At 69.1% G+C, this 23,152-nt stretch carries 20 protein-coding genes and 2 pseudogenes; 13 read left to right on the top strand and 9 right to left on the bottom strand.

Annotated elements, in window-relative coordinates; genetic code table 11:
- Positions 1-17: 17 nt before the first annotated feature.
- Both IE118_RS32385 and IE118_RS32380 read right to left on the bottom strand, forming a co-directional pair.
- A complete protein-coding gene (locus tag IE118_RS32385) occupies positions 18-1,916 on the bottom strand; it encodes a M6 family metalloprotease domain-containing protein (protein WP_189561669.1) in 1,899 nt (632 codons plus the stop codon).
- Positions 1,917-2,024: 108 nt separating this feature from the next.
- Entirely contained in the window at positions 2,025-2,639 is a 615-nt protein-coding gene (locus IE118_RS32380; protein ID WP_189561668.1) for a response regulator transcription factor, read from the bottom strand.
- Between the two features lie 224 nt (positions 2,640-2,863).
- Between IE118_RS32380 and IE118_RS32375 the strand changes: the two are divergent.
- The 4 genes and pseudogenes from IE118_RS32375 to IE118_RS32360 all read left to right on the top strand — a co-directional run.
- Positions 2,864-2,995 (top strand): annotated as a pseudogene (locus IE118_RS32375) (DNA mismatch repair protein MutT); the annotation flags it as partial.
- 296 nt (positions 2,996-3,291) lie between these two features.
- Positions 3,292-3,870, top strand: a complete 579-nt coding sequence (locus IE118_RS32370; protein WP_189561667.1) for a restriction endonuclease — start codon at positions 3,292-3,294, stop codon at positions 3,868-3,870.
- A gap of 30 nt (positions 3,871-3,900) precedes the next feature.
- Positions 3,901-4,299, top strand: a complete 399-nt coding sequence (locus IE118_RS32365; protein WP_189561666.1) for a hypothetical protein — start codon at positions 3,901-3,903, stop codon at positions 4,297-4,299.
- A 1,076-nt stretch (positions 4,300-5,375) separates the two neighbouring features.
- On the top strand, positions 5,376-8,204 hold the full coding sequence (locus tag IE118_RS32360) for an NACHT domain-containing protein (RefSeq protein WP_189561665.1): 2,829 nt from the start codon (positions 5,376-5,378) through the stop codon (positions 8,202-8,204).
- Between the two features lie 321 nt (positions 8,205-8,525).
- On the opposite strand, the gene IE118_RS32355 is transcribed toward IE118_RS32360, so the two are convergent.
- Together IE118_RS32355 and IE118_RS32350 are read right to left on the bottom strand one after the other, a co-directional pair.
- Positions 8,526-9,545 (bottom strand): polyprenyl synthetase family protein, encoded by a 1,020-nt coding sequence (locus IE118_RS32355; protein ID WP_229847062.1) that lies wholly within the window; start codon positions 9,543-9,545, stop codon positions 8,526-8,528.
- Between the two features lie 2 nt (positions 9,546-9,547).
- On the bottom strand, positions 9,548-10,588 hold the full coding sequence (locus tag IE118_RS32350) for a tetratricopeptide repeat protein (RefSeq protein WP_189561664.1): 1,041 nt from the start codon (positions 10,586-10,588) through the stop codon (positions 9,548-9,550).
- A gap of 438 nt (positions 10,589-11,026) precedes the next feature.
- On the opposite strand from IE118_RS32350, the gene IE118_RS32345 reads away from it, so the two are divergent.
- The 4 genes from IE118_RS32345 to IE118_RS32330 all read left to right on the top strand — a co-directional run bounded on the left by IE118_RS32345 (position 11,027) and on the right by IE118_RS32330 (position 14,354).
- Positions 11,027-11,224 (top strand): hypothetical protein, encoded by a 198-nt coding sequence (locus IE118_RS32345; protein WP_229847054.1) that lies wholly within the window; start codon positions 11,027-11,029, stop codon positions 11,222-11,224.
- 487 nt (positions 11,225-11,711) lie between these two features.
- Positions 11,712-12,917 (top strand): cytochrome P450 family protein, encoded by a 1,206-nt coding sequence (locus IE118_RS32340; protein ID WP_229847053.1) that lies wholly within the window; start codon positions 11,712-11,714, stop codon positions 12,915-12,917.
- 191 nt (positions 12,918-13,108) lie between these two features.
- The gene (locus IE118_RS32335; RefSeq protein WP_189561662.1) at positions 13,109-13,765 is read left to right on the top strand and encodes a TetR/AcrR family transcriptional regulator; all 657 of its coding nucleotides are present in this window, start codon (positions 13,109-13,111) and stop codon (positions 13,763-13,765) included.
- 91 nt (positions 13,766-13,856) lie between these two features.
- The gene (locus IE118_RS32330; RefSeq protein ID WP_189561661.1) at positions 13,857-14,354 is read left to right on the top strand and encodes a hypothetical protein; all 498 of its coding nucleotides are present in this window, start codon (positions 13,857-13,859) and stop codon (positions 14,352-14,354) included.
- A 32-nt stretch (positions 14,355-14,386) separates the two neighbouring features.
- Here IE118_RS32330 and IE118_RS32325 read toward each other — a convergent pair.
- Together IE118_RS32325 and IE118_RS32320 are read right to left on the bottom strand one after the other, a co-directional pair.
- Positions 14,387-14,870, bottom strand: a pseudogene (locus IE118_RS32325) (transposase); the annotation flags it as partial.
- 222 nt (positions 14,871-15,092) lie between these two features.
- On the bottom strand, positions 15,093-16,439 hold the full coding sequence (locus IE118_RS32320) for a hypothetical protein (protein WP_189561660.1): 1,347 nt from the start codon (positions 16,437-16,439) through the stop codon (positions 15,093-15,095).
- A 596-nt stretch (positions 16,440-17,035) separates the two neighbouring features.
- Between IE118_RS32320 and IE118_RS32315 the strand changes: the two genes are divergently transcribed.
- The gene (locus IE118_RS32315) at positions 17,036-17,332 is read left to right on the top strand and encodes a hypothetical protein (protein ID WP_189561659.1); all 297 of its coding nucleotides are present in this window, start codon (positions 17,036-17,038) and stop codon (positions 17,330-17,332) included.
- Positions 17,333-17,494: 162 nt separating this feature from the next.
- Here the strand turns inward: IE118_RS32315 and IE118_RS32310 are convergent, their stop codons facing one another.
- Positions 17,495-17,803 (bottom strand): hypothetical protein, encoded by a 309-nt coding sequence (locus IE118_RS32310; protein ID WP_189561658.1) that lies wholly within the window; start codon positions 17,801-17,803, stop codon positions 17,495-17,497.
- A gap of 702 nt (positions 17,804-18,505) precedes the next feature.
- Between IE118_RS32310 and IE118_RS32305 the strand changes: the two genes are divergently transcribed.
- The 3 genes from IE118_RS32305 (at position 18,506) to IE118_RS32295 (ending at position 20,344) form a co-directional block, all read left to right on the top strand.
- On the top strand, positions 18,506-18,811 hold the full coding sequence (locus tag IE118_RS32305; RefSeq protein WP_189561657.1) for a WhiB family transcriptional regulator: 306 nt from the start codon (positions 18,506-18,508) through the stop codon (positions 18,809-18,811).
- A gap of 42 nt (positions 18,812-18,853) precedes the next feature.
- Complete coding sequence (locus IE118_RS32300; protein ID WP_189561656.1) at positions 18,854-19,405, top strand: YciI family protein; 552 nt, start codon at positions 18,854-18,856, stop codon at positions 19,403-19,405.
- A gap of 315 nt (positions 19,406-19,720) precedes the next feature.
- Positions 19,721-20,344 (top strand): hypothetical protein, encoded by a 624-nt coding sequence (locus IE118_RS32295; protein ID WP_189561655.1) that lies wholly within the window; start codon positions 19,721-19,723, stop codon positions 20,342-20,344.
- 110 nt (positions 20,345-20,454) lie between these two features.
- Here IE118_RS32295 and IE118_RS34285 read toward each other — a convergent pair whose 3' ends face one another.
- Positions 20,455-20,622, bottom strand: coding sequence for a dihydrofolate reductase family protein (locus IE118_RS34285; RefSeq protein ID WP_229847061.1), 168 nt, complete (start codon positions 20,620-20,622; stop codon positions 20,455-20,457).
- Between the two features lie 397 nt (positions 20,623-21,019).
- The gene (locus tag IE118_RS32285) at positions 21,020-21,823 is read right to left on the bottom strand and encodes an alpha/beta fold hydrolase (protein ID WP_189561654.1); all 804 of its coding nucleotides are present in this window, start codon (positions 21,821-21,823) and stop codon (positions 21,020-21,022) included.
- Positions 21,824-21,962: 139 nt separating this feature from the next.
- On the opposite strand from IE118_RS32285, the gene IE118_RS32280 reads away from it, so the two are divergent.
- The gene (locus IE118_RS32280) at positions 21,963-22,571 is read left to right on the top strand and encodes a TetR/AcrR family transcriptional regulator (RefSeq protein ID WP_229847052.1); all 609 of its coding nucleotides are present in this window, start codon (positions 21,963-21,965) and stop codon (positions 22,569-22,571) included.
- Positions 22,572-23,152 lie beyond the last annotated feature (581 nt).

Here is a 23,152-nt window from a genome sequence, read left to right as displayed (position 1 = left end):
TACGGCCCGGGGCACGCTCAGGAACTGGTCCTGACCCGCAGGTCCCAGTGGTGCAGAGTCCCGGCGGCGGGCTGCGCCGCGTCCGTGATGCGCAGCGCCCAGGGGCCCGCCACGCCGGTCCCCACGAGTGAGGCGAGCAAGGAGGGCGGCTGGGAGTCCAGCGAGAGCCGCAGGTTCTTGGTGGCTCCGCCCGTGCGGTTGTGCAGCACCGCCCGCCGTCCGGTCGGCGACAGCAACACCACGCGCAGGTCCCCGATGTGGGGATGCTCGATGTCGATCACGACCTTCAGCTCACGCACGGTACCCGCGCCCTGGAGCGTGATGGCGTCGGTCAGACCACCGGGGTCCTCCTGCGGGATCGGTGCGTCCGGCGACGACTCTCCCGTGATGAGGGCCCGGGCGGCGGCGTCGTGCGCCCCGGCGTGGAAGGTGATCACCGGGCCCGGCTCGCCGATCTCGGAGATGGTGAGGCCCGATTCGCTGCCGTCCCACCACAGGGACGCGGGTCGGCTGCTGTGCGAGAGGGCCGTGCCGGGGCTGGGGCCGTAGAGGTCCGAGCCGTCTCCCTGGTTGCGGTTGGTCTCCAGGTCCAGATGGCCGTCGGCCTGTACGAGCGCGCACTGGTAGTGCTTGAGCAGCGTGCCCTGCTGGAACTCGTTGGAGCCCTTGATGTCGCAGTGGTAGACGGCGAGGCCGCTGGCGGAGAGGGCCGAGTCGAAGCCGCGGCGGCTGCGGTTCTCGACGACGAAGTACTCGACGTTCGAGCGCTGCGGGTTGTCGTAGACGTAGACCTTGTCGTACGCCCCGTGTTCGATGGCGAAGTCGCCCTCGGCCGCGAGGTCGACCTCCTCACCGCACCAGTCGACCAGCCGCCGCAGATACGCGCACACGGCCGACGGCGTACGGCCCCTGCCCAGGTGGTCGCCCGCGGCCATCACGCAGTAGTTCCCGAGACCCGCGCTGGTGAAGTCGTCGCCCTCGCGTTCGATCGTCCCGTAGTCGTACAGGTCGGGCCAGCGGCACAGAAGGTGGCCGCTCTCGTGGCAGTAGGTGCCGATGCTCAGATCGGCGGCGTTACGCCCCATGGCGGTGACGGTGTACAGCTCGGTCCGGGTGCCGTCGATGACCCGGCGGTGCACCCAGTTGTGCGGCCACAAGTCACCCACGTACTCGGTGCGGCCCGCGTACATGATGTTCAACGAGTCGACGATGCCGCGCCCTTGGGAATCGAACCGGCCGAAGTCCACTCCGTCGTCGACCGCCGCCTGGATCGCGTCCGGGACGAGGAGCCCTTCCGTGTTCGCGTACGCCAGCTTGGACCGGGGCAGCCGGTACGGCCCCACGACCTCGTTGGTGAAGTCGAGCCGGCCCGTCGACATCGTCTTGAAGAACTCGTTCACCGAACAGCGGTTTCCGTTGGCGTGGTAGTCCGGGCTGTTCAGCATGGCGATCACGTCGTCCGGCATGACATCCGAGTCGGTGCCGGGGAAGGTGACGAGAATGGTCAGGCCGGCCACGTTCCCCTCGCTGACCCGGTCGCCGGGCAGCAGCCCGCGATTGGCGCCGAAGGTGAAGCCGACGTCGGAGGGTATACCTCCCCTCTCCTCCGGCGGCACCATCTTCGCGAAGCGGTCCCGCACCACGTTTCTGCGGTACTCCGGGCCCTCCTTCAGATGCCGGCGCAGTCCTTCGGGCGGCCGGTCCGCAAGGCGTACGCCTGTGGAGCCGAAGCGCCGCCGGAGGCCCTCGCCGACCGGCTTCGCGTAGCAGTAGCCGTCGTACTCGGGGTCGTACACGACCGTGTAGCCGTCCAGCGTCTCGTACCGCGCGTATTTGTCATCGCCGAAGGTGACGAGCTGTACGTCGCCGCCTTCGTGCTGGGTGAAGGTGAGGGTTTCACCGAAGATGGCACTCATCGCGCACTCCTCCCGTACGACAAGGGAGCGAAGGGCCGCCGACTTCAGTTTGCGCCCCGACGCGCATGCGCTGAAAGGGCAGAACCACCCCGGGCGCCAGGGGCGGAACTACCCCTTGACGATGTCGTGGGAGAGGGCGAAGCGGGTGAGATCGGCGCGCCGCCGGGACCCGATCTTGTCCCTGAGCCGGTCCAGGTGGGAGTGCACGGTGTTCTCGCTGATGCCCAGGCGGACGGCGATGCCGTGATCCGTCTCCCCGACCGCCACCAGTTCCATGATCTCCCGCTCGCGTTTCGTGACCCGGCAGGGCGGGTCGAGACACGGGCGCGGGTCGACCGCGAGGACAGCGGAGATGTATCGGCAGCCGGCGACGACGAGTCTGATCGCCGCCAGCAGTTCCAGCTCGCCGGCCTGCCGGCTCAGACAGCCCCGGGCTCCGGCGCGGATGGGCTCCGCGATGTCGGCGGGGGGCGCGGCGTACACCACCAGGACCCGCACGCCGCGCGCGGCGAGCCGCGAGACGGTCGCCGACAGGGCGCCCGGCGGCTCCTGGAGGTCCAGGAGGAGCAGGTCACCGCTCTCCAGCTCCCCCTCGGCCTGCGCGACGGACCGCGCCCCGACGGCGAACTCCAGGTCGGGCGCGGAGTCGATGACACGGGCCAGCCCGTACCGATAGGCGGGGCAGTCACCGACCACGGCGACACGGCTCACGTCGGTACTCATGGGGCCCTCGGGAAAGCTGGTACCGGATGCACTTCCAGTGTTGGTCCCCCGCGTGGTTCCCGCACGCCGAGCGCCGGCAGCGACACCGTGCCCCAGCACGGGCCGAGGGGCACCCCCAGGTCACGGGCGGCTGCCTTGCCGTGCTCGGCGTCGACCCGTGCCGGGCCGCCGGTCCCGACGAGGGTGCGGGGCGCATCGACCGAGCCGCGCCGCGCGAGGTTGGCGCGATCTCCGGCAAATCCACGGAGCTGCGGTTTGTCCAGCCTGAGGAGATCGATCAACTGCCGATGCACCACACGCAGCGGCTCCGGATCCGTCACTTCCTGGAGCCCCGTGATCGGCCCTACCTCGGCTGACCCTGCCGTAGAGGCTCAGAAGAAGACCTGGCTGAGGGCACGGCCAGGGTGGCTGCAAGCGTGAGTACGGCGGCGAACGTGGTGGGAGCCCGCATGACCGCCGTGGGGTGAGTGGCGCCATCCAGGCGGGCAAGCTCGCCTGCGCCGACGGCGGACAGCAAGGCGCGCCAGGCCGGTACGAGCCAATAGAGGCAACGTACGGGTACAGGCAGCCAGTCTTCAGCCGCGTTGGATGGGCAGCCCAGCGAATGGGGAGCAACAAGCCAGCAGACCCGCAGAAAGAGGAGGAGTGCTTCATGGGAACAATGCTGCTTGTTGCGCTAGCCGTCGCCGCCATCGGGACCATCGTCACCAGACTCGTGCGTGCCGGGCGACGCGAGGCGCAAGCGGAGAAAGCCCGACTGGCCGACGAAGCGCGTCGTCAGGCCCGCCGCTCCCTGGACACGGTTTGGGCCATGGACGACCGCCAGTTCGAGGAATACATCGCCGACCTGTGCCGCCGGGACGGCTGCACCGACGTGAAACGAGTCGGCGGCGCCGGCGATCTCGGTGCCGACGTCACCGGCCTTCTGCCCGACGGCCGCCGGGTTGTCATCCAGTGCAAGCGCTACGCCAAGCACCGTACGGTCGGCAGCCGTGACATCCAGACGTTCAACGGCACCGCCCGTGCCGAACACGGCGCCGACGTTCCCGTCTTCGTGGCCTCGTGCGTTTTCACGAAACCGGCCCGCGACTTCGCCGCCAAGCACCAACTGGTACTCATCGATGTCAACCTGCTCGGCTTCTGGAACAGCGGCACCCTGCTCACCTCGTTCCTGGACCTGGAAATCGGTAGGTCCGGCACCAACCGCAAACTCCACCCGGACCACGACTGACAGAAGACCCGCCGTGCTCGAGCAGGTGTTGTGGAACCGGAAGCGCTGTTTCGCGCGCTGCTCGGCGTCGCCGGAGGTCTCGTTCTGTGCGGTCGACAGGCTCTTGAGAGGAAGTACTCTTCTGACTCACACGTAGCCAGGTGGACTGAGGTGGCCATGCACCGAAGGCCTGTGCTCATCGGCGGGTTCGCGGGGATGGGGCTTGTATGTGCTTCCACCCTCTCAACTGCGCAGAACGACGTGAACGAAGGCGACGGGCATGGCGGTCAGTTCACAGTGACAGACGGCGATGGGAATACGCCCTCAGCAGGCCCGCCTCTCACCGAGCGGCAACGTAAGCAGAGAAGGCAAGTGGAGACGCCCGAACAGGTCCGGAAGCGGATCGATTACCTAGACAGCCTCCAGCGGAAGTACTCACCCGGCGACTGAGAACCTGGCGAGGGCGGGTGGTTTCCCAGTGAGTGGCTGTCCCTGACCGCCGGTCTTGGTCTGGCAGGCCGGGATGGGCAGCAGGGGTTCCAGCAGTGCCCACTTGCCAAATTACGCGCACGGCTGGCTCGGCCCTCGATACGAGCACCGTTGCAGTACTAAGTTGTAGATCTTCGACAGGTGTGGGGGGACGGCATGGGACAGCGGGGGACAGGGATGGCCGTGCTGGGCGCGACCTGGGTACTCCTCGCAGGCTGCGGTTCCACACCTGCCGACGCCGGCCAAGAGCCGGCAGGCGTGGCGCCGTCCGCGACGACGGCCCCGGCTTGGACGCTTGCTGCCCCGATCCGTATCGATGGCGTCCGTACCACTGACGGCGGCCGCTCCTTGGTGGTCGACGCCGAAGTGCCCGACGGCGCACGTGACTGCGTACGCGGCCTGCGCGGCGAGCTCGACACCGTGGAGCACGGCACGGTGTACGTGAACGTCACCTACGAGACCCGGTCTCTCGACCGGGCCTCCGGATGCACGGACACGCAGCAGGTGACAGCGACGGTTCAGCTGCGCGAGCCCTTGGGCTCACGCAATGTCATGGTGAACAGCATGGACGTGTACACCCCCGTGGGTGCCGAGCATTCCCCCGTTCTGCGGCAGTGCGGTGAGAACGGCTGCGACCCCACGCCCCCGCAGTGCACCTCGTCCTCCTACCGGCAGGCAGTCAACGACACCGACATCCCCGAGCACACGAGTTGGGAGGAACGCGGCTGCGACGACACCTGGCTGGTGCTGGATCTGTCCACGCGGATGGGCCCGGCATGCGGCGACCCCGGTGACGGATGCCCCCCTCCAGTGTCGCGCAGCGCTGGTTCTACCAGGCCGAACCCTCGGGTTGGCAGCCGGCCGCCACGAACGGCGATGCGGGATGCACGGGCATCCACAAAATCCTGCCGGAACTGCCCGAGCACCTGTGCGCGTCGCTGCCACAGCTTCCGCGCCGCTGATCCCCCGATCACGGCCCGTCGGCACGCGACCCCGACTACCCTGACCGAGGCGGTTCACAGGCTTGGGGGCTACGGATGGATCCCGCAGTCATCGGTACACGCCTGGCTTCGAGCGTGGTCGCTCCGCTGGTGCGGAAGCTGCTCGTGAAGGAGGGACCGGGCGCCGGACTGGTCGACAGGCCCGTGAGGCTGTCGAGCCTCGTCTCCTTCCGTGGTGAGAAACGGACCTTGAGCGAGAAGGACGTGCGCTCTCTCGCCGCCCGCCTGGTCCGCCAGGCGGCGGAGTCGCCGGGGGAGGCGCCCTTCCCCCGGGACGAGGAGACGGCGGTCACGGATGCGCTGACGGCCAGGCTGCTTGTACTGGGCGAGCTCGAGATGGACGACGTTCAAGCGGTACGGCTCGGCTACCGGGAGCTTGCCCGCGCCCTTCATCTTCAGGCCGCCACCCGGGACCTGTCCGCGGACGCCTCGTTGTTCCTGGACTCCCTCACCGAGTGGGCCTGCCTTCACATCATCAACTTCTTCACTCAGCGCTCGACTTTCGTGGCCCGCACGCTCGTGGAGCAGAGCCGGGATCATGCCGAACTCATCGCCAAATTGGATGTGTTGATCGCCCGCACTCCACGGCCGGACGGCCGTGACGCCGCCTTCGAGCAACGCTACCTGTCGTACATCACCAAGAAGCACGGCCGGTTGCAGATCTACGGCATCGACCTGCTCAACTCCCCGGGCAAGTGGCCGCTGGACGTGGCGTACATGCGTCTGGAAGCCACGTCGCCCGTGGACGCCTACGAGGACTTCCTGCGCCGGCACCCCCGGTTCCGGCAGGGGCGCCAGCCCGTGGACGAGGTCCTCGCCGGTCACGACCGCGTCCTTCTGCGCGGCGAGGCCGGATCCGGAAAGACCACGCTCATCCAGTGGCTGGCCGTCTCCGCCGCGCGCCCGGACCCGGACGACCGGATGGCGTATCTCGCCGGTCTGATTCCCTTCGTTCTTCCCCTGCGTACCCTGACCCGCCACGGTGGACAGCTCCCCGCCCCCAAGGACTTCCTGGCCGCCGTGGGCTCACCCCTGGCCGGTGAGGAGCCGCCGGGCTGGCCCTCGCGCGTCCTCACGTCCGGACGCGGACTCCTCCTCATCGACGGAATCGACGAAGTCCCCGAAAGTGAGCGGGCACATGCACACGGTTGGCTCAGCGACCTGGCCGAGGCATACCCGGGCAACCGCTGGCTGGTCACGTCCCGCCCGTCCGCCGTGGCGGAGGAGTGGCTGACGGCCGAGGGATTCGGCGAACTGAGGCTGTCGTCGATGCGACCCGCGGATGTCCGGTCCTTCGTTGTACGGTGGCATGAAGCCGCGCGCACGGGCGTGTCCGCGGATGACGAGGCGCTGGCCTCGTATGAGAGCCGGCTCCTGGACTCCATCCGGACCAAACCCGATCTGGGGCGACTCGCCACCAACCCGCTGATGTGCGGCCTGATCTGCGCCCTGCACCGGGACCGCCACGGCTTCCTGCCGATCGGCCGTAAGGAGCTGTACCAGGCAGCGCTCAGCATGCTCCTCATCCGCCGTGACCGCGAGCGCGGGGTGACGGGGCCCGAGCTGAGGGAGGAGCCACAACTCCAGATCCTCCAGCGACTCGCCTACTGGTTGATCAAAGACGGCCGAACGGAGCTGACCCGCGACCGGGCGCTCGTCGAGATCGGCAAGGCACTGCCCGCCCTGCCCGAGATGGCGGCGCTGGGCGACCCCGAGACGGTCCTTGCCCACCTGCTCAACCGCAGCGGTCTGCTGCGCGCCCCGACCGCCGAGACCATCGACTTCTGCCACCGCACCTTCCAGGACTTCCTGGGGGCGCGTGCCCTCCTCGACGAGGGCACGTTCGGGATGGTTCGCAAGCATGCCGCCGACGACCAGTGGGAGGACGTCATCCGCATGGCGGTGGCACAGGGGCGTCCGCGCGACCGGGCGGACGTCCTGCGCGAGCTCCTGCACGACGGGTCGGCCCGGGCCGTGGTGCTCGCCGCATCCTGCCTCGAACAGGCCACGGAACTGGACCCCGCTGTACGGGCCGAACTCGAACACAGTATGTCCGCACTGCTTCCCCCGCGCACCCCTGAAGCGGTGACCACGCTCGCGTCGGTGGGACCCCTCGCCCTCGACTTCCTGCCGGGACCGGAGGAACTGGCCGGCGCGTGGCCCGCCTCCGACAGCGACGACTACGCCCAGCTGTGCGTCAGAACGGCGTCCCTGATCGGAACCGACGAGGCCATCCCGTACCTGGCTCGCTTCAACGACCACCCGTCCCTGCGCGTACGCAGTCAACTTGCCCTGTTCTGGCACCGGTTTCCCATTGAGACCTACGGCAGGGAGGTCATCGCCCAGCTCCCGTACGACGACCTCTACCTGATAGCTCACTCCGTGGCAGAACTCCGTGCCCTGCGGGAATTGGGTGGCCGCCCGTGGATGAGGCTGGTCGGCGACTTCACGGCCACAAGCCTCCTCGTCTACCTGGACCCGAGCCAACTCACCCGCCTCGACCTGCGAGGCACCGTCGACGACATGTCGGTGCTGGGAGAATTTCCCCTCCTGGAAGTCGTCTCCGTTTCCGAGTGCCCCGACAGCACCTCACTGGCGAGTCTCCAAAAGCTCCCTGAACTGCGCCACTTACGGCTGTCAGCACGGCACGCGGCCCGCTCCGCCCGGTCGGGTGTGCGTTTCCCCCAGGTCCACCGTCTCGACCTCCACGACACGTACACCGATGCCATGCTGGAGCCGCTACCGCAGGCGTACCCCTCGGTCGACACTCTGTGTCTGTACGCCGCCCCGAGCCCGGACCACCGCCTGGACCAGGCCCGTCTCCACGCCCTTTTCCCTCACGCGTCGATCAGCGTGACCGTGTAGGCGCCGATCAACGACACCGCGAGTGGGATGCGTCGGCCGTGGACGACGGGTGGTGGTTGATGTGCCCGGCTGTGTTCGGCCGACTTTCCCTCACCGACGACCGGATGGAGTCCTCGACCCAGTGAGGCCACCGTCGAAGCCGAGGACAGCTGTTCAGTGGCCTCCGCAGTCGCCGACGCGGGAGACAGCCGGGCCCGTAAGGCCCTCGCTCCTTGGAAGCGCCGCCGGGAGGCGACCTGCGGCTGCTGCGCCCGGCGCCTGAACAGCCGGATTCAATCGCCGGATGAGCGTCGGGGCCCGCGGCCCGGGCCCCGAACCTCGTCACTGGCTGCGCACCACCACACCGTCCAGCAACGCCCGCAGGTCGCGGGCCGGCCGGGCGGGAGCCCGGATCCCGTCGAGCTCCGACAGCGCCGAGGCTCTGCACCGCCGCGCGACGGCGAGCGCCGCCGCGCGTCCCCCCGCTTCCTCGGCCAGCTCCGCCGCCCTGGCCACGTCCCCGTCCGCTTCGAGCAGAGCGGCGAGACGACGGGCGGCGGGGCGGCCGCTCTCCAGGACGGACACCACCGGCAGGGTCTTCTTCCGCTCGCGCAGGTCACCGTGCACGGGCTTGCCGGTGACGGCGGGATCGCCCCACGTGCCCAGCACGTCGTCCGCGATCTGGAAGGCGACCCCCGCCTGCCGGCCGGCCCGGTCGAGGCCGGCCACCACGGCGGGGGACGCGCCGGCGACCAGCGCCCCCAGGGCCAGCGAACAGCCCAGCAGCGCACCGGTCTTGCCCTCGGCCATGTGCCGGTACTCCGTGCTCCGCACGCGGCGTGGCCCGGTCCACGGGCGCCCCGCGAACAGCAGGTCGTCGGCCTGTCCGCGCACCAGGTCGCCCAGCGCCGCCGACAGCAGCCGTACGCCCTCGATCCCGCCGGCGGACGTGGCGAGGGTGTCGACGGCGAGCGCGAAGAGGGCGTCGCCGGCGAGGACGGCGGGGCCGGTCCCGTACGCCCGCCAGACGGCGGGACGGCTCCGCCGTACCGGGTCGCCGTCCATGATGTCGTCGTGCAGGAGCGAGAAGGTGTGCACCAGTTCCACCGCGACGGCGGCGGGCACCCCTGTCTCCGGGGGCGCTCCGGCGATCTCCGCACCGAGCACGGCCAGTGCCTGCCGTAGGCCCTTGCCGCCGGGGGCGGTGACCGGCGCGCCGCCCACGTCGCACCAGCCGAAGGAGTAGGCGGCCATCTCACCGACCCAGGGGTGCAGTCGGCCGACGGCCTCCCGCAACGCCGGCCGGGTCAACCGCGCGCACCGGTCGACGATCTGGGCCGGTGCCGCCGGTACGGCCGTCACCGTCACGCGGAGACCTCCCCGTCCGGGACGAACTCCGCCTGAGCCCGGGCGACCATTTCCCGGGCGTGCCGCAGTCCGATCCGCTCGGTCAGACGGGCGAGTTCGGCGAGTTCGGCCGCCGTCGCGGCGCGGTCACCACCCAGTCGGGCCAGTGCCTTGGCCAGCCCGAGCCGGGCCAGCGTCTCACCGCGCGGCTCGGTCATCTCACGGAACTCCGCAAGCGCGTCCCGGTACAAGTCACACGCCTCGGCGTAACGCCCGGCGCGGTAGAAGACGTTGCCCCGCATTTTGAGGTTGTAGGCGAGAGCGCTCTTCAGTTTCATCTCCCTGCACGTGGCCTCGGCCTGCGACAGCAGGGACAGGGCCCGCTCGGTGTCGCCGTCGCGTACGGAGACGACGTCGGCGAGGCCGCGCAGCGCCCAGGCGTGCCCGCGCCGGTCGTCGGCGCGGGCGGATATCTCGGCCGCCTCGGCGAACAGTGCGTAGGCGCTGTCGTACTGCCCGGTGTTGCGCCGCATCTGGGCGATGCCCTCCAGCGCCCAGACGGTGTGGCGGGCCTCGCCGCGCTTGCGGGCCTCGTCGAGCAGTTGCTCGTGCAGCCGGCCCACGGCCTCGTAGTCCCCCTGGATACGGCCGGTCTCGGCGAGACCGGCCAGCGAGTACCCGCGGACGACGACGTCCCCCGCCTGCTCGCCGAGCTCGGCGGCGAGTGCGAGCAGCCGACGGGCCAGCGGGAACGCGCCCCGTTGGCGGGCCAGGGTGCCGCCGCTCCAGAGCGCCCAGGCCATGCCCGCCAGGTCTCCGGCCTCCCGGGCCGTGCGGTAACTCGCCTTCCAGGCCCGCTCGGCCTCGCGTACCTGCCCGAGGCGCCGGTGCGCTTCGGCGACCGCCAGGCCCGTCCGCGCCGCCTCGGCGGTCCGTCCGGCCCGTACGGCCTCCTGCATCTGCTCGGTGCCGGCCGCGAGCACGTCCGCCAGCGGTGCGTTGACGGAGAGGGTGGTGAGGGCGCCCTGGTACTCCGGGGCGAATGCCTTGCCGTACATCGAAGCCTTTCCGTTCGGTGGCCCGGAACCCCGCGTATACACATCATGTATACGTCGGGTGTATAGTCCGGCGGCCGTCAGCCCTTCCGCTGAGGGAGGGGAGAGAGGGCTGCGGCCCGTTCGTCGTCCGTCAAGACGGAGGATCTCGGTCCGGGGTTGCCTCCGCTGATCGACGAAAGGCGCGACGACACCGGGCGCGCACACCAGCCGGGCGGTGAGCTCCTCCGCGAGCGAGGAGGCCCACGCCCGCCGTCCCGCGTCAGCGGTTGCTCGTCGTCTCGATGTAGATGAAGCATCACTTTGAGCCGACCAGCTGCGGGCGTACTTCAATGCGTCGTCACTCAGCGGCACCCCGGCCGACGGGACGTGCTCCCAGGCCAGCGTGTGCCAGGCTCGGGTCATGATCGGTCCGTACTGGATAAGCCGACGCACTGGACCGTGCGCCACTTCTCGCAGGCCAACCCTGCTGGCCCCGGCTGCGACAGTGTTCCGGCGCTTCTGCGGCGGCTGGCGGATTCCATCGAGGCGTTGGCCCCCGCCGAGATCCAGGATGTGGTCATCGCGTCGGAGATGGCCGAGCATGGCCCCTGGCGGTCGGGGACCGTCTATTTCCACCTGCCTGAGGATGAGGACTGATTCTGACACTCACGAACGGAACCAGATAGCGAGGGGCCGCGGCAGTCGCGGTCCCAAGGAAGACGTAGCCGCGCTTGTCATAGCGGGCGGCCACTGCTCTGGCGTGCTCAAGCCGATTGATCGCCCGTTCGACGGTGCTGCGCTTCCTGTACAGCTCTTCGTCGAAGCTGGGTGGCCGTCCGCCGCGTGACCCTTTGCGCCGGCGGGCGGTCCGGCTGTCGGTCGCGGGATGGTTCCGACCGCGGTGTGGAGGGGCTGGTTGTTGGACTCGGAGAGCCGTTCGAAGAGGTGCTCTGTTGCGCTGACGGGTTGAGGTCACCCGGTGAACGACCCGAGAACCGGCCGCCCGTGGCACACGGGCGGGGGGCTGCCCCGCGGCGCACCGAAACCCCGCCGACAGGAAGCGGGGATGTTTCCCCGTTTTGTGCTACGGTCGCGGCCGAGGCTTTGAGCGGGGACAGCTCCCCACTTCCACCAGGAGTCGCCAGTGCACCCGCAGCGCCCCACCGTCCGGCTCGCCGACCTGACCGACGACTTCACCGCCGACCCATACTCCGCCTTCACCTCGCTGCGTTCTCGCGGATCTGTCCACCATGTGCATTTCCCCACCGGGGACGAGTCGTGGCTGGTGGTCGGGCACGAGGAAGTGCGTATGGCGTTATCCGACCCCAGGCTGCTCAATGACGTACGGCACTCCGCCGACTTCGAGGACGACGGGCTGTACTCCGTGGGCCGCAATATGCTCCAGGTCGACCCGCCCGATCACACCCGGCTGCGGACGCTGGTGGCCCGCGAGTTCACCGCCCGCCGTGTCCACGCGCTGCGCCCCCGCGTCGAGGAGGCGGCCGTTGCGCTGCTGGACGTGGTGGCCGCCGACGGCCGGGCCGACCTCGTGGCGGCGTACGCCTATCCGTTGCCACTCACCATCATCTGCGAGTTGCTCGGCGTACCGGACGTGGACCGGGATGTCTTCCGGGCGTGGTCCACGAAGGTGGTCGCCCTTGACGATGCGGAGCAGTCGGCCCGCGCCAGCCAGGAGATGGCCGCGTACCTCGCAGGGCTGGCAGAAGAGAAGCGGCGGTTTCGGGACGCCGCGGAGAGTGATCTGCTGCATGCCCTTGTCCGCGCGCACGACGGGGACGGCGGCGACCGGCTCACCCCGGAGGAACTCCTCGGAATGGCCTTCCTGCTGCTCGTCGCAGGGCACGAGACCACCGTCAATCTCATCGCCAACGCCGTCCACCTGCTGCTCGGCCATCCCGAGCAGCTTGCCGCCGTCCGTGCCGACTCCGGGTTGCTCAAGGGTGCCGTGGAGGAGACGCTCCGGTTCGAGTCGCCCGCGCCGGCGGGCACTTACCGCTACGCCGCCGAACCGGTCACTCTCGGCGGCGTCCGAATACCGGCGGGTGCGCGTGTCGTGCTCTCCATCGCCGCCGCGAACCGCGACCCCGCGCGCTTCCCCGCCCCCGAACAGTTCAACATCCGCCGCGATCCGACCGAGACCCGTGCTCACCTTGCCTTCGGGTACGGCCTGCACCACTGCCTTGGCGCCCCGCTGGCGCGGCTGGAGGCGGCTCTGGCCCTGCGCATCCTGCTGGAACGCTTCCCCCGCCTGGCCTTCGACGGTGACGGCACACCACGGTGGCGCCCGAGCCTCATGCGGAGCCTGCGAGAACTACCGGTCCGCTGGTAGACACGGCCCCGCCTCCGAGCACGAACAAGGCACGCGCCGATCTGCGCACCAAGCCTCCCTTGCAACGCCGGATGCCCTCGCGCCCACAGCGCAGCTTGCAGGGGATTCCTGCTCACCCACCCGATCGTCGGTAGCATCCGTGCCGGAGAGCACTCTCCGGCACGACGGCGGACGAGCAGGAAGGAGACCCGATGGGCGGCCATGCGCCGGCGGGGCGCCGCGACGCGGTGCGCAACCGGGAACTGTTGAGGCAGTCGGCCCGTGAGGTCTTCGCCGAACAGGGACTGGACGCTCCGCTCGACGTCATCGCTCGGCGCGCGGGGATCGGCAACGCGACCCTCTATCGCCACTTCCCGACCCGCGCCGCACTCGTTGACGAGGTCTTCCAAGACGCCCTCACGGAGACCATGGCCGCCGGAGCGCAAGCACGTGCCACTGAGGACGCCTGGACAGGGCTGACGCGCTACCTGCACACGGTGTTCGCGACGCTTGCCGCAGACCGCGGCACCAACGACCTCATGACCACGAGTCTGGAAGGCGTGACCTCCCTGGACGCCATCCACGCTCATAACCGCGAGACGATCGCAGACCTGCTCCGCCGCGGTCAGGCCCAGGGCACCGTCCGTCCGGACCTCACCACCGAGGATGTCCTCCTCACCCTGGCGGCGCTGGGCCGGGTCGTGCCTGCACTGAGCACCGTCGCCCCGGGTGCGTGGACCCGCCCGCTTGCCGTGCTTCTCGACGGCTTCCGCGCGAATCCGGCCATGGCCACCCTGCCTACGCCCAGCTTGACCTCCGCCCAACTGGGCAACGTGCTCCTCGAGCTCGGCCCGCACCGGCGGCATTGAAGTAGTCCCCAGGGAAGATCGGCTGAGTCACCCCCGGAAGCGACCCGCCCCTGTACGGCGTCGGCGCGTTCGGCATCACCAGCCGGCCGCCATGGGCGACATCGTGCAGCACTCGCCCCGGTTCCTGCTGGCAGACTGCGCCGACGCGATCGCGGACTTCAGCGAGCTGCTGGACCGGCACCTGCAAGCGCGGCCGGGCGACTACCTCGCGACCTTCCGCGATCTGCTCGCGGCAAGGGAGCAGTACCACTGGAGTGCCGCCCTGGGGGACTTCACGGACGACTTCTACCACCTGGCCTGCCCCCACTGCGCCGTGGAGGTGACGATCGCCATCGGGGACCACGGGCGGTACTCGGCGATCCGGGACTGGCACCTGGGCGACGTGGCCCGTCTCGGTCTGCGGCCGGCGGCCCACGAGGAGCTCTCCGGCATCGGCCGGTGGATGCATGAGACTGCCGTCCGCGACGGGCACGGGGCGCTCGCCGACGGTATCGCCCACCTCTTCGGTGAGGCCGAATGCCCGCGCTGTGCGAGCGTGTTCAACATCGCGGACGAGTACACATCCGCCAACTGCCCCATCCTGCGGTAGGCCGGGGCGAATCAGAAGTCAGTGGGAAGGGCTCAGGAGCGAAGCCACAGCCGGATCCCGGTGACGGTCACCGTGCCGTGGAAGACGTAAGCCCGTTTGGCAGATCGAGTGGCCCCAGCGCGGGAGCCTTCGAGGGCGTTGATCGTTCGTTCGCCCTGGGGCCTGCGGGCATATCGAGTTCGGTCGAAGCCGACGGGCCGACCGCCCTTGCTGCCGTGCCTTTCTTCTGTGGGCCCGCTGCTCGCGGCGCTCGGGGATGGTGTGCCTGATGTGCCGGCGTCGTAGATGGTGACGGTTGCGGCTGGTGCTGTACGCCTTGTCGTCACTGAAGTGCTCTGGCCGAGTGCGAGGACGCCCGCCTGCCGGGCGGGGCACACGGAGGCGCTCCAGCGCCGCCGGGATCAGCCGCGGCCCATCACCCGTCTGCCCCGGTGTGATCAGTACGGCCAGCGGACGCCGCCCGCCATTACCCACCAGATGGATTTTGGTGGTCAGCCCTCCCCAGGAGCGGCCCACACCAGTCAGGTTTCACGCGACCCCTCGGACAGCACACCTAGTCCGCACCGGGTGCGTCGTGCTGGTCCTAAGAATTCTGCGCAGGTCATGATGCGTCGTTCTTGCCAAGCACGTATGACAAGTGGCTCGGCTGAAGAAGCTGTGTGAGACCTCCATGACGTGGCCGGGGCGACTCGAGCTAGAGCGCCCGTCTCACGACGCGAGCTCGGCCGCGCTGCGCGATCAGAGGCGGTGCAGGGGAGCGGTGCAGTCGGTCCAGTGCCAATTCACCGGTTGCCACTGCCGCTTGAGGAGAGTTCGTTCTTTGGCATAGGAGCGCAGCGCGTCCTCCACCACCTGGCCGAGGCCGCCGAGAGAGGCGGGGCAGGGGAGGCGGAGCATCAGGTGCTGCGTGCGGTGAACCAGGATCAGCTCACCCGCAGGGCTGCAGTCCACGAGCCTGAAGTGCTTGAGCAGCTTGTACCGCTTGTCCTCCAGGTCGAGGCGTTGGGCGCGCACGCCCGTGGCCGTCCAGGCGAACAGCCCGTACCGGTTGAGGTGGTAGATCCGCTCGCGTGCGGGGTCAGCGGCGATCTCGAAGCAGAAGCCGGTGAAGGGGCTGTCGCGGTACAGGTGCATGCCTCCGAGCTGGCCGACGATCTCGCCCTTGTCGTTGACCAGGACGAAGGCGAACCGCTGGCCGCGGCTGCCACCCCGGAAGATGTGCCCGAAGACCGGGACGACGAACAGGTCCTCCCGCACCACTGCGGGCCGACCGAGCCGGGCGTTGCGCCAGTCCCACTGATGCGCGGTCTGTTCGAGCTCGGTGAGGTGCTCGGTCAGTGAGGGCCGCGGCCGGTGGTCCATGCCGACCGGCTCGCCGTTGAACAGGACGTCCGGCCGCAGGTCGGCTTCGGTGTGCTTGACGGGTTCCGCCTCCATGGACGCCAGGGCCCGCAGCGTCGGCTTCGAGGTGGGGGTGAGGGGCTCGTCGGTGATCGACACGATGTTGTCGAGCAGGTTGGCGTAGTTGTAGAGCCCGTACTCGCCGGTCGTGCACAGCATGCGGCCGGCCGGGGTCGTGCTGATCCAGGAGGCGAAGGGGTTGCGCGGGCCGTCGTCGTAGCTTCTGAGGGGCATGCGGTGGCGGGCGGTCACCGCCGTGAGATCCGCGGTGATCAGATGGGTCTGGTCCCCCGGCCCGGTGGCTGCGAGTGTTCCGTTGGGCAGGACGCACAGGCCCTTGGCCCACCACAGGTCCTCGCCCAGTCCGGTCGTGGGGCCGCCGAACGTGGCGTCCTGGCGCAGGTACTCGCTCTGCCCCGAGACCGCGGTGGCGAGCGGAGTGCCGTCGGGGGCGTACCTGGTCAACAACGAGTAGCCGAAGTGCGCCTTCGCCGGGTCGGCTTCATCATCAGCCACGCCGTAGGTGTGACGGTGGACACCGTAGAGGGCGTAAATCTCACCTGTGGACGTGGTGGTGACGTCGTCAACCGCCACGCCCCAGCCGTCGGTGTTCTTGCGCTTCAGGTCGACCGCATGGTGATCGACGAGCGCGGACGGCAGCGGCACGGGTATGGCGTGAGTCATCACGCCATTCTCACAGGCTCCACTGACAACAAGTGCTGACTGGGGGCAGGCATGTACGGGCAGGTCAGGGCGAGGATCGACCCATCTGAACGTCGTGAACAGCATCAGCGGCTCCGAGTCTTGGGCCGTGCCGGCCGTGACGGACAAACAGCATCAGCAGGCGTGGTTGCGGTGGGTGGTGGGTCCCGCCGCCCGGCCCTAGGGGTCGGACTTCCCTGATCGGAGGTTCCGTTCTGTGACTGAGGCGTCTGGTGGCGGCGCCGCATTGCGGCTGGCAGCGTCCATCAGCTGGTGGGCGAGACTGGACCACACCCGTGAGGCCCGGCTCGTTACGGAGGCCGCTGTCGACCGGGTACGCGACACGTTCGGCCGAGGCATCATCGGCCCCGCCGCGGTCATCCGCCGCGCCTGCTGAGTCCCGACCACGACCGTGTCGTCGAGACGGGCCGACCGCAATTGCGTTCCGGCACTGAAACAGACTGCGGCAGGCTGCCCGGCTAAGCGGGGCGCGAGCAGGTCGGTGAGCAGGTGCAGGGTGAGGCGTACAGCCAGATACTCGTTGAAGGTCGCGTGCAGAACTCGTAGGTGGCGAGTATGTGGCCGTCCCGCACGGACCGGGCTCGCTGGACGAAGAAGAAACGGCCGAGGGCCGTTTCGGCGGCGGTGAGCGGGGTGCAGAATCCCGGTGGCCGTACCGGTTGCCTGCCCAGTACGGCGGTGAGGTCTTGCTCGAGTTCGTCGGCCGATACCCACTGGCGGCCCCGGTTCAGCTGGGCGAAGGCCACGAGCGACAGGCGCTGCAGTTCCTGCTCGACGAGGGCGGCCGTGGCCTCGTCGGGGACTGCGTGAAGAGTCGGCTTGCCGACTTCGCGCCGAGCGAAGCCCGCCGATGACGAAGCGCGGGTCGTCCGCCGTCAGCCGGTCCGACCCGTACCGGCCGGATCCCGACGGGCGGAACGCCCATCGGCGGCTCCGGTCGGATGAGAGAGCCCGGCGCCGGGACGCGGCGTTACAGGTCCCCGTGTCGTCGGCTGGATCGCCGTCGCCGCGGTCGGTCAGACTGAGTGGCCCCGCGACCGCAGCCAGCGGTGCATGGTGTCCTTATCGGCCGGTGTGATCCGGACGTTGCTTTCGACGTGTGGGCCCTCGTCCTCGTTGAACGCCGTGTTTGTGACGCGTGCGGTGACCCACGTGGCCAGGTCCTGTGCAGCCGGTTCAGACAGGGAGCCTTGCTCCCAGCCGGCACGGGCCTCGCTGGCGGCGTCATGGTCATGATGTTCGGTCTCGGCCAGCCATGCCCTCACCAGCCGTTCCACCGTCCCGCGCTGCTGGTCGTCACTCTGCTGGCTGTCATTGTCATCCATACCGTCCCGAGTGCCCACCCTCGCTGCCGCCTCCCCTGTGCATTCCGGATGTTCCCTCACGAGGCGTACCACCCTGTCACCACTGGATCCCTGGTACTGGGCACGCAGTGCGTCAGCTGCCCTCCAGGGGCGACGCTATCGAGGTGGTTACCGGTGACGGTTAATGGTCGGGGTGGACGGCTTGGAGGCGGGTGCCGGCGCAGGCCGTAGGCGTCAAGGGCGAGCAGGTACCGGCCAGCGGGGTGAGCGGGGGAGGGGTGGGCGGCGTGGATTGGTGGACGGCGGCCCGGGAGTACCGAATCGCAGCAGCTCTGTGGCGGTGACCGCGGCGTCGGTGTCGAACGCCTCGATGTAAGCGTCAGGGCGACGTCGACGCCGACTCCACCACCAGCTCGGGCTCCAAGGGCGTGCCCGTCAGCGTTTCCCGGCTGCCCACCCGGCGAAGAACGACCGTGGTGCCCGCTCGGGGCTCCGCGTGTCGGGGCGGCCGGGCCGCCCCCGCGGTTGCACCGGCGCGCTCGACGGCCGCCCGGCCGACTCCTTCCCCCATGGACATGTCCACGATCAACCATGTTGCCGGGAAAATCCAGGTATAGCCACGAGGCCATCTCCGGCATTAGCATGGCGCTCACCTCTGCCGGGACCGCGGCTCGTGCTGCCGCGGGCGACACCGACGTGCCGGTCGGCTGCTGGAGGTGCGGTATGGCGCGCTCACTCGCGTCCTGGAACGTTGATATCGGCTGGCACGCGCAGGCGTCGTGCGTGGGCGAGGATCCCGAGCTGTTCTTCCCCCTGGGGGAGACGGACACGGCCGCGGCCCCGGCCCGCACGGGGTGCAGACGCTGCCCGGTGCTGAACGACTGCCGCGACTGGGCCGTCCGCCACGGTGAGACGGACGGCGTCTGGGGCGCTACCACTCCCAGCCAACGTCGTGCGCTCCGCCGTGCCGTCCTTGCGGCATCCGCACGTGCCCTGCTGGAGCAGGCCGCCGAGCAGCAATCGCCATGAAACCCGCTCGACCTGGTCACCTCCTTGCAGAGATCGTTGGGCATGGAGTTTTTCTGCTACCACCGAGACCGGCCCGCGTCCCTGCCACTGCGCTACGAGCTGGTGGAAGAGCATTGGTCCTACATGGACCAGTACGCGAAGGAGATGATCGCCAGGGGCCCGACTCTCGCCGACGACGGCGACACACCCACCGGCAGCGTGCACATCCTCGACCTGCCCGGCCCCTCTGCCGCCCGCACATTCGCCTTCGACGAGCCCAACTACCAGGCCGGCGTCTACCGGGACGTGCTGCTACGACGGTGGAGCAACATGCTGGGGCGCACGATGTGGGACTTCCCCGGCGGCCGGACCGGTGGGAACCGGTATCTGGTGATCGGCCTCGGCACGGGACAGGCCGCCGACTGCGAAGTGCCGCCCGACCGGGATGAACTGATCGCCTACGGACCGCTGCTGTCCGACAACGGCGCCACCTGGCTGGGCACCGCGGCGGTGGTCCGAGCGCCGGACTCGGATAGGGCACGCGCCATCCTGACCCCGGACCGGTACGCCGACATCGAGGTGCACAACTGGCAGTTCGGCGGGCGACCGTCATAGCCAAAAACCTCCGGCCCACGTCATCGCCGAGAGCCCTTCGGAGCGCCCAGCAACCTCGTGCTTCCCCGAACCCACGAATGCATCGGCCTGACGCACACCGGTGACATCCGTGGGTTCGCGCTGAAGAACGCCGTCCTGAGCCGGGCAGTCTGCAGCGATCTCTGCCTTCTGCCCCTCGTGGTCGACCTTGAGGGCGTTTCTCTCAGTGCCGCAGCGTCTTGTCATGGAGCTTGGCATAGAGGGTGGTCATGGTCGGCGACATGTGATCGAGCAGGGTCGGGAACCGCGCGCTCAGGGCCGCACGTCACCCCGTACATGCTGTACGTCCTGGGGATACTCTTCGCCGTCGCGCCCGCCGTCGTCTGGATGACGATCGCCCGCACCCGCCCTGTCGGCTTCGCGATCGGCGGCACACTTCTCGCTGGCGCCGGCCTGCTGATCAGTGTCCAGCAGGGATGGATCCACGCCCCCGGGCCCGACGCCCATCTGCTGTTCACGGCCCTGGCGCCTCTGCTCATCGCCTGCGGCGCGGGACTGGAAGGCCGACACGAGAACTCCCCTCCCGCGGAATGGGTGCCCCGCCGCAATGGAGCGATCGGCTTCCTGGGGATGCAGTTCGCCCTCACCCTCGTCGTCGGTCTTCTGTATGCGCTGATGCTCAGCGAAGGCTCGGACGCCCCGCCGTCCGAGGCCCTCCCCTCAGTGCCGCAAGGCATCAGCATGGTCGACGAGGGCATCGGCTGCGGTTCCGGTGGCTGCTGGCGTACCGCGACGGTCATCAGCACGGACGGCCTGTCCCGCCCGGAGATCATCCGCGAACTGGGCCTCCAGCAGGAGAGCTGCCGCTCCAGCGGCTGGCTGCTCGACTGGCGTGACGTGTGCGTCGGAGCCAGGGACAATGGCAAAAACGTTACCGTTTACGCCAGCTGGGGATACTAAGAGGCCGCTTCCGGTCGGTCACGGCAGTCCTGAATGAGGACCTGTCACAAGCCGCCTGCCTCGCTCGTGAGGAGTGCGGCAGTTACGCCATGCGGCGTCGGGGTTGGACTCTAGGACGGTGTGATGCGGTCTGTGAGGTGAGCGACCTGGGGGTAGTCGACCACCCGTGTGGGTTCGCGACCGAGACCGGGTGAGACGCCGTCGAAGAGCCGGACGCCCGAGCCGAGTATGAGGGGCGCGAGGTGGGTCTGGAGTTCGTCTAGCAGTCTGGCGTCGATGAACTGTCGTATGGTGTTTGCGCCGCCGGAGATCTGGACGTCTTTGTCCCCTGCGGCGTGACGAGCCTGGGTCGGTGCGCCGTCAATCCCCTTCGGTCATGAAGGTGAAGGTAGTGCCGCCTTGCCGGACCCATGGTTCCCGTGGGGCGTGGGTGAGGACGAAGACGGCGGCGCGGAAGGGCGGGGGGCAGGCCAGCCGGCCCCTCCTTCGGCCCACATCTGCCGCCCCACGATGCAGGCGCCGGCGCGTGAAGAGTTTTCCTGGACGATGTCGTTGTCCTGGTTGGTCTGCCCGCCGTGGTGCGCGTTCCGCCGTCACCGAGTGGGTTGTCGGGACGGGAGTTTAGGCCGGCGATGAAACCGTCCAGAGACATGCCCAGACTGGCGAAGACCTTGCTCACACCTGCTTCCCGGTGGTGAAGAAGTCGGTCAGGACGGGGGCGAGGAGCTCTGGGGCGATGTTGTGTTCCTGGCCGGAGAAGAGGTGCAGGGTGAAGTTGTCGCCCAGTGCAACGAGTTCCCGCGCGCCGGTGAGCATGTGCGGGGCTCCTGCGTCCCCGCAGCCGACGAGGACGGGGACGGTCACGGACTGCCAGCGGTCGGTGGGCAGCGGGCGGCCGGACATGGTGTCGCCCATGATCTGGCCGTCATAGGGCAGGGTGCGGGCGGTGGATTCCATACCGGCCCAGAAGGGGGCCTGCCGCATCCCGGCGACGGCCTCGGCGGGCATGCCCACGGCTGCGGTCATGAAGTAGGCCGCAGCGTCGCCGTAGGCCCCCTCCTTCACGAGGTTCGTCAGGTGGGCGACGTAGTCGTCGGGCAGCGGTGGGCGGCTGGAGTCGGTGATGAAGGGCGGCTCGTAGACGGCCAGTCGGGAGACGGCGCTGCCCCGGGCGACGGCCTCCAGCGCCAGTACGGCGCCGGAGGACATGCCGAAGACCATCGCCTCGCCACCCACGCGTTCGATCAGGGCGTCCAGGTCCTCGACCTCGCGCAGTACGTCGTACTTGGGGCTGTCCCCACTGTCGCCGCGGCCCCGGCGGTCGTACGTAAGGACGGTGCAGTGCTCGGCCAGCAGGCCGGCGAGTGCGGCGGAATCGCCGCGCGTCATGAAAGCGCCGCCGACGAGCACCACCGCGGGGCCGGAGCCCTGCTGCTCGTAGGCGATGGCCGTGCCGTCGGCAGAGAACACCTTGTTCATGAGCCACTCCCTGTGTCTGCGGGGTGCGCAGGGCCGGAAGCCCTGCGCTTTGGAACTGGACGGTACAGTACTCATACGAGTACTGGTCAGTCCAGTACTCTGCTGGGGAAGGGACAAGCGGATGAAGGAGGAGTCGGTTATGGACAGCCGTTCAGCGCGCAAGCACGAGGCGATCCTGGAGGCCGCGACCAGCGTTTTCCTGGACAAGGGGTACGCGGGAACGAGCATGGACGACATCGCGAAACTGGCCGCGGTGTCCAAGCAGACCGTCTACAAGCACTTCTCCGACAAGGAGAAGCTCTTCGCTGACATCGTCCTGGCCACCACCGAGCGGCTCGACACCACGATCGACCTGCTGGCCGACCTCCCCACCGACGACGCCGGCCTGGAAGAGAACCTGACCCGGCTCGCCCGTCAGTTTCTGACCGCCCTCACCGCCCCCAGAGTGATCCAGTTGCGGCGCCTGATCATCGCCAACGCTGACGTCTTCCCCGACCTGGGAACCGAGTGGTACGAGCGGGGCTTCCAGCGAGGGCTCGCCACGCTGGCGGCGACGTTCCAGCGCCTGGCCGACCAGGGGCTCCTCCGCATCGACGACGCACTCCTGGCCGCGAACCACTTCTCCGGACTGCTGCTGTGGATCCCGGTGAACAAGGCCATGTTCACCGGCCGCGCCCAGCACACCGAGGCCGAACTCGACCACTACGCCGCTGCTGGCGCCCGCGTCTTCCTCGCCGCCTACCGCTGACCACCGTCCCTCCCACCGCCGGCAGCCCCGAGACCATCACGTATCGGTGTGCGTTGACGAGGCCCCCGAGGGCTCGGGTGCGCGGCAGTTTGTGCGGCCGTTGTCTGCAGCGGTGGGCTGTTTGTAGGTTTCGGGCGCTGGCTGACTACGTGCCTGATGGTGCCGATGCTGGTCGTGGCCATTCTGCCTCCTACATTGACCACAACGCCCGTAGCGGAGGCGATCAGGTGGCGGTCAAGTCTCTCGGTCCTGGTCACAGGACCGGCCAGAGCAGGGGCGATGTCCTCCGACAGTTGCCTTGGGGGCAGCCAGCGCTGAGCCGGAGCCCGTCGCGTCGACTGAGCAGACCAACTTTTCGAGCCGAGCCGACCTGACGAGAACAGGACAGTCCACCGGGGGCATGCGTCCGGGCTCCGATCTGAAGTCGATCAATAACCGGTCTGCGCTCTCGCTCATACCGCATCTGGATAGTCATGCCGATTTGCTCGGGCGCGTTAGGTGCGGCCCGGAGCCCCACCCGATTGGGTGACTGCGCTCCCAGCCCGCCACGGGCCAAGATCTTCCGGTGAGTTCTTCTCTGA

It is taken from the genome of Streptomyces pilosus, assembly GCF_014649835.1.
Classification (GTDB): Bacteria; Actinomycetota; Actinomycetes; order Streptomycetales; family Streptomycetaceae; genus Streptomyces; species Streptomyces pilosus.
Note: the sequence above shows the minus strand (reverse complement) of the source record. Positions and strands in the feature narration are given on the sequence as shown.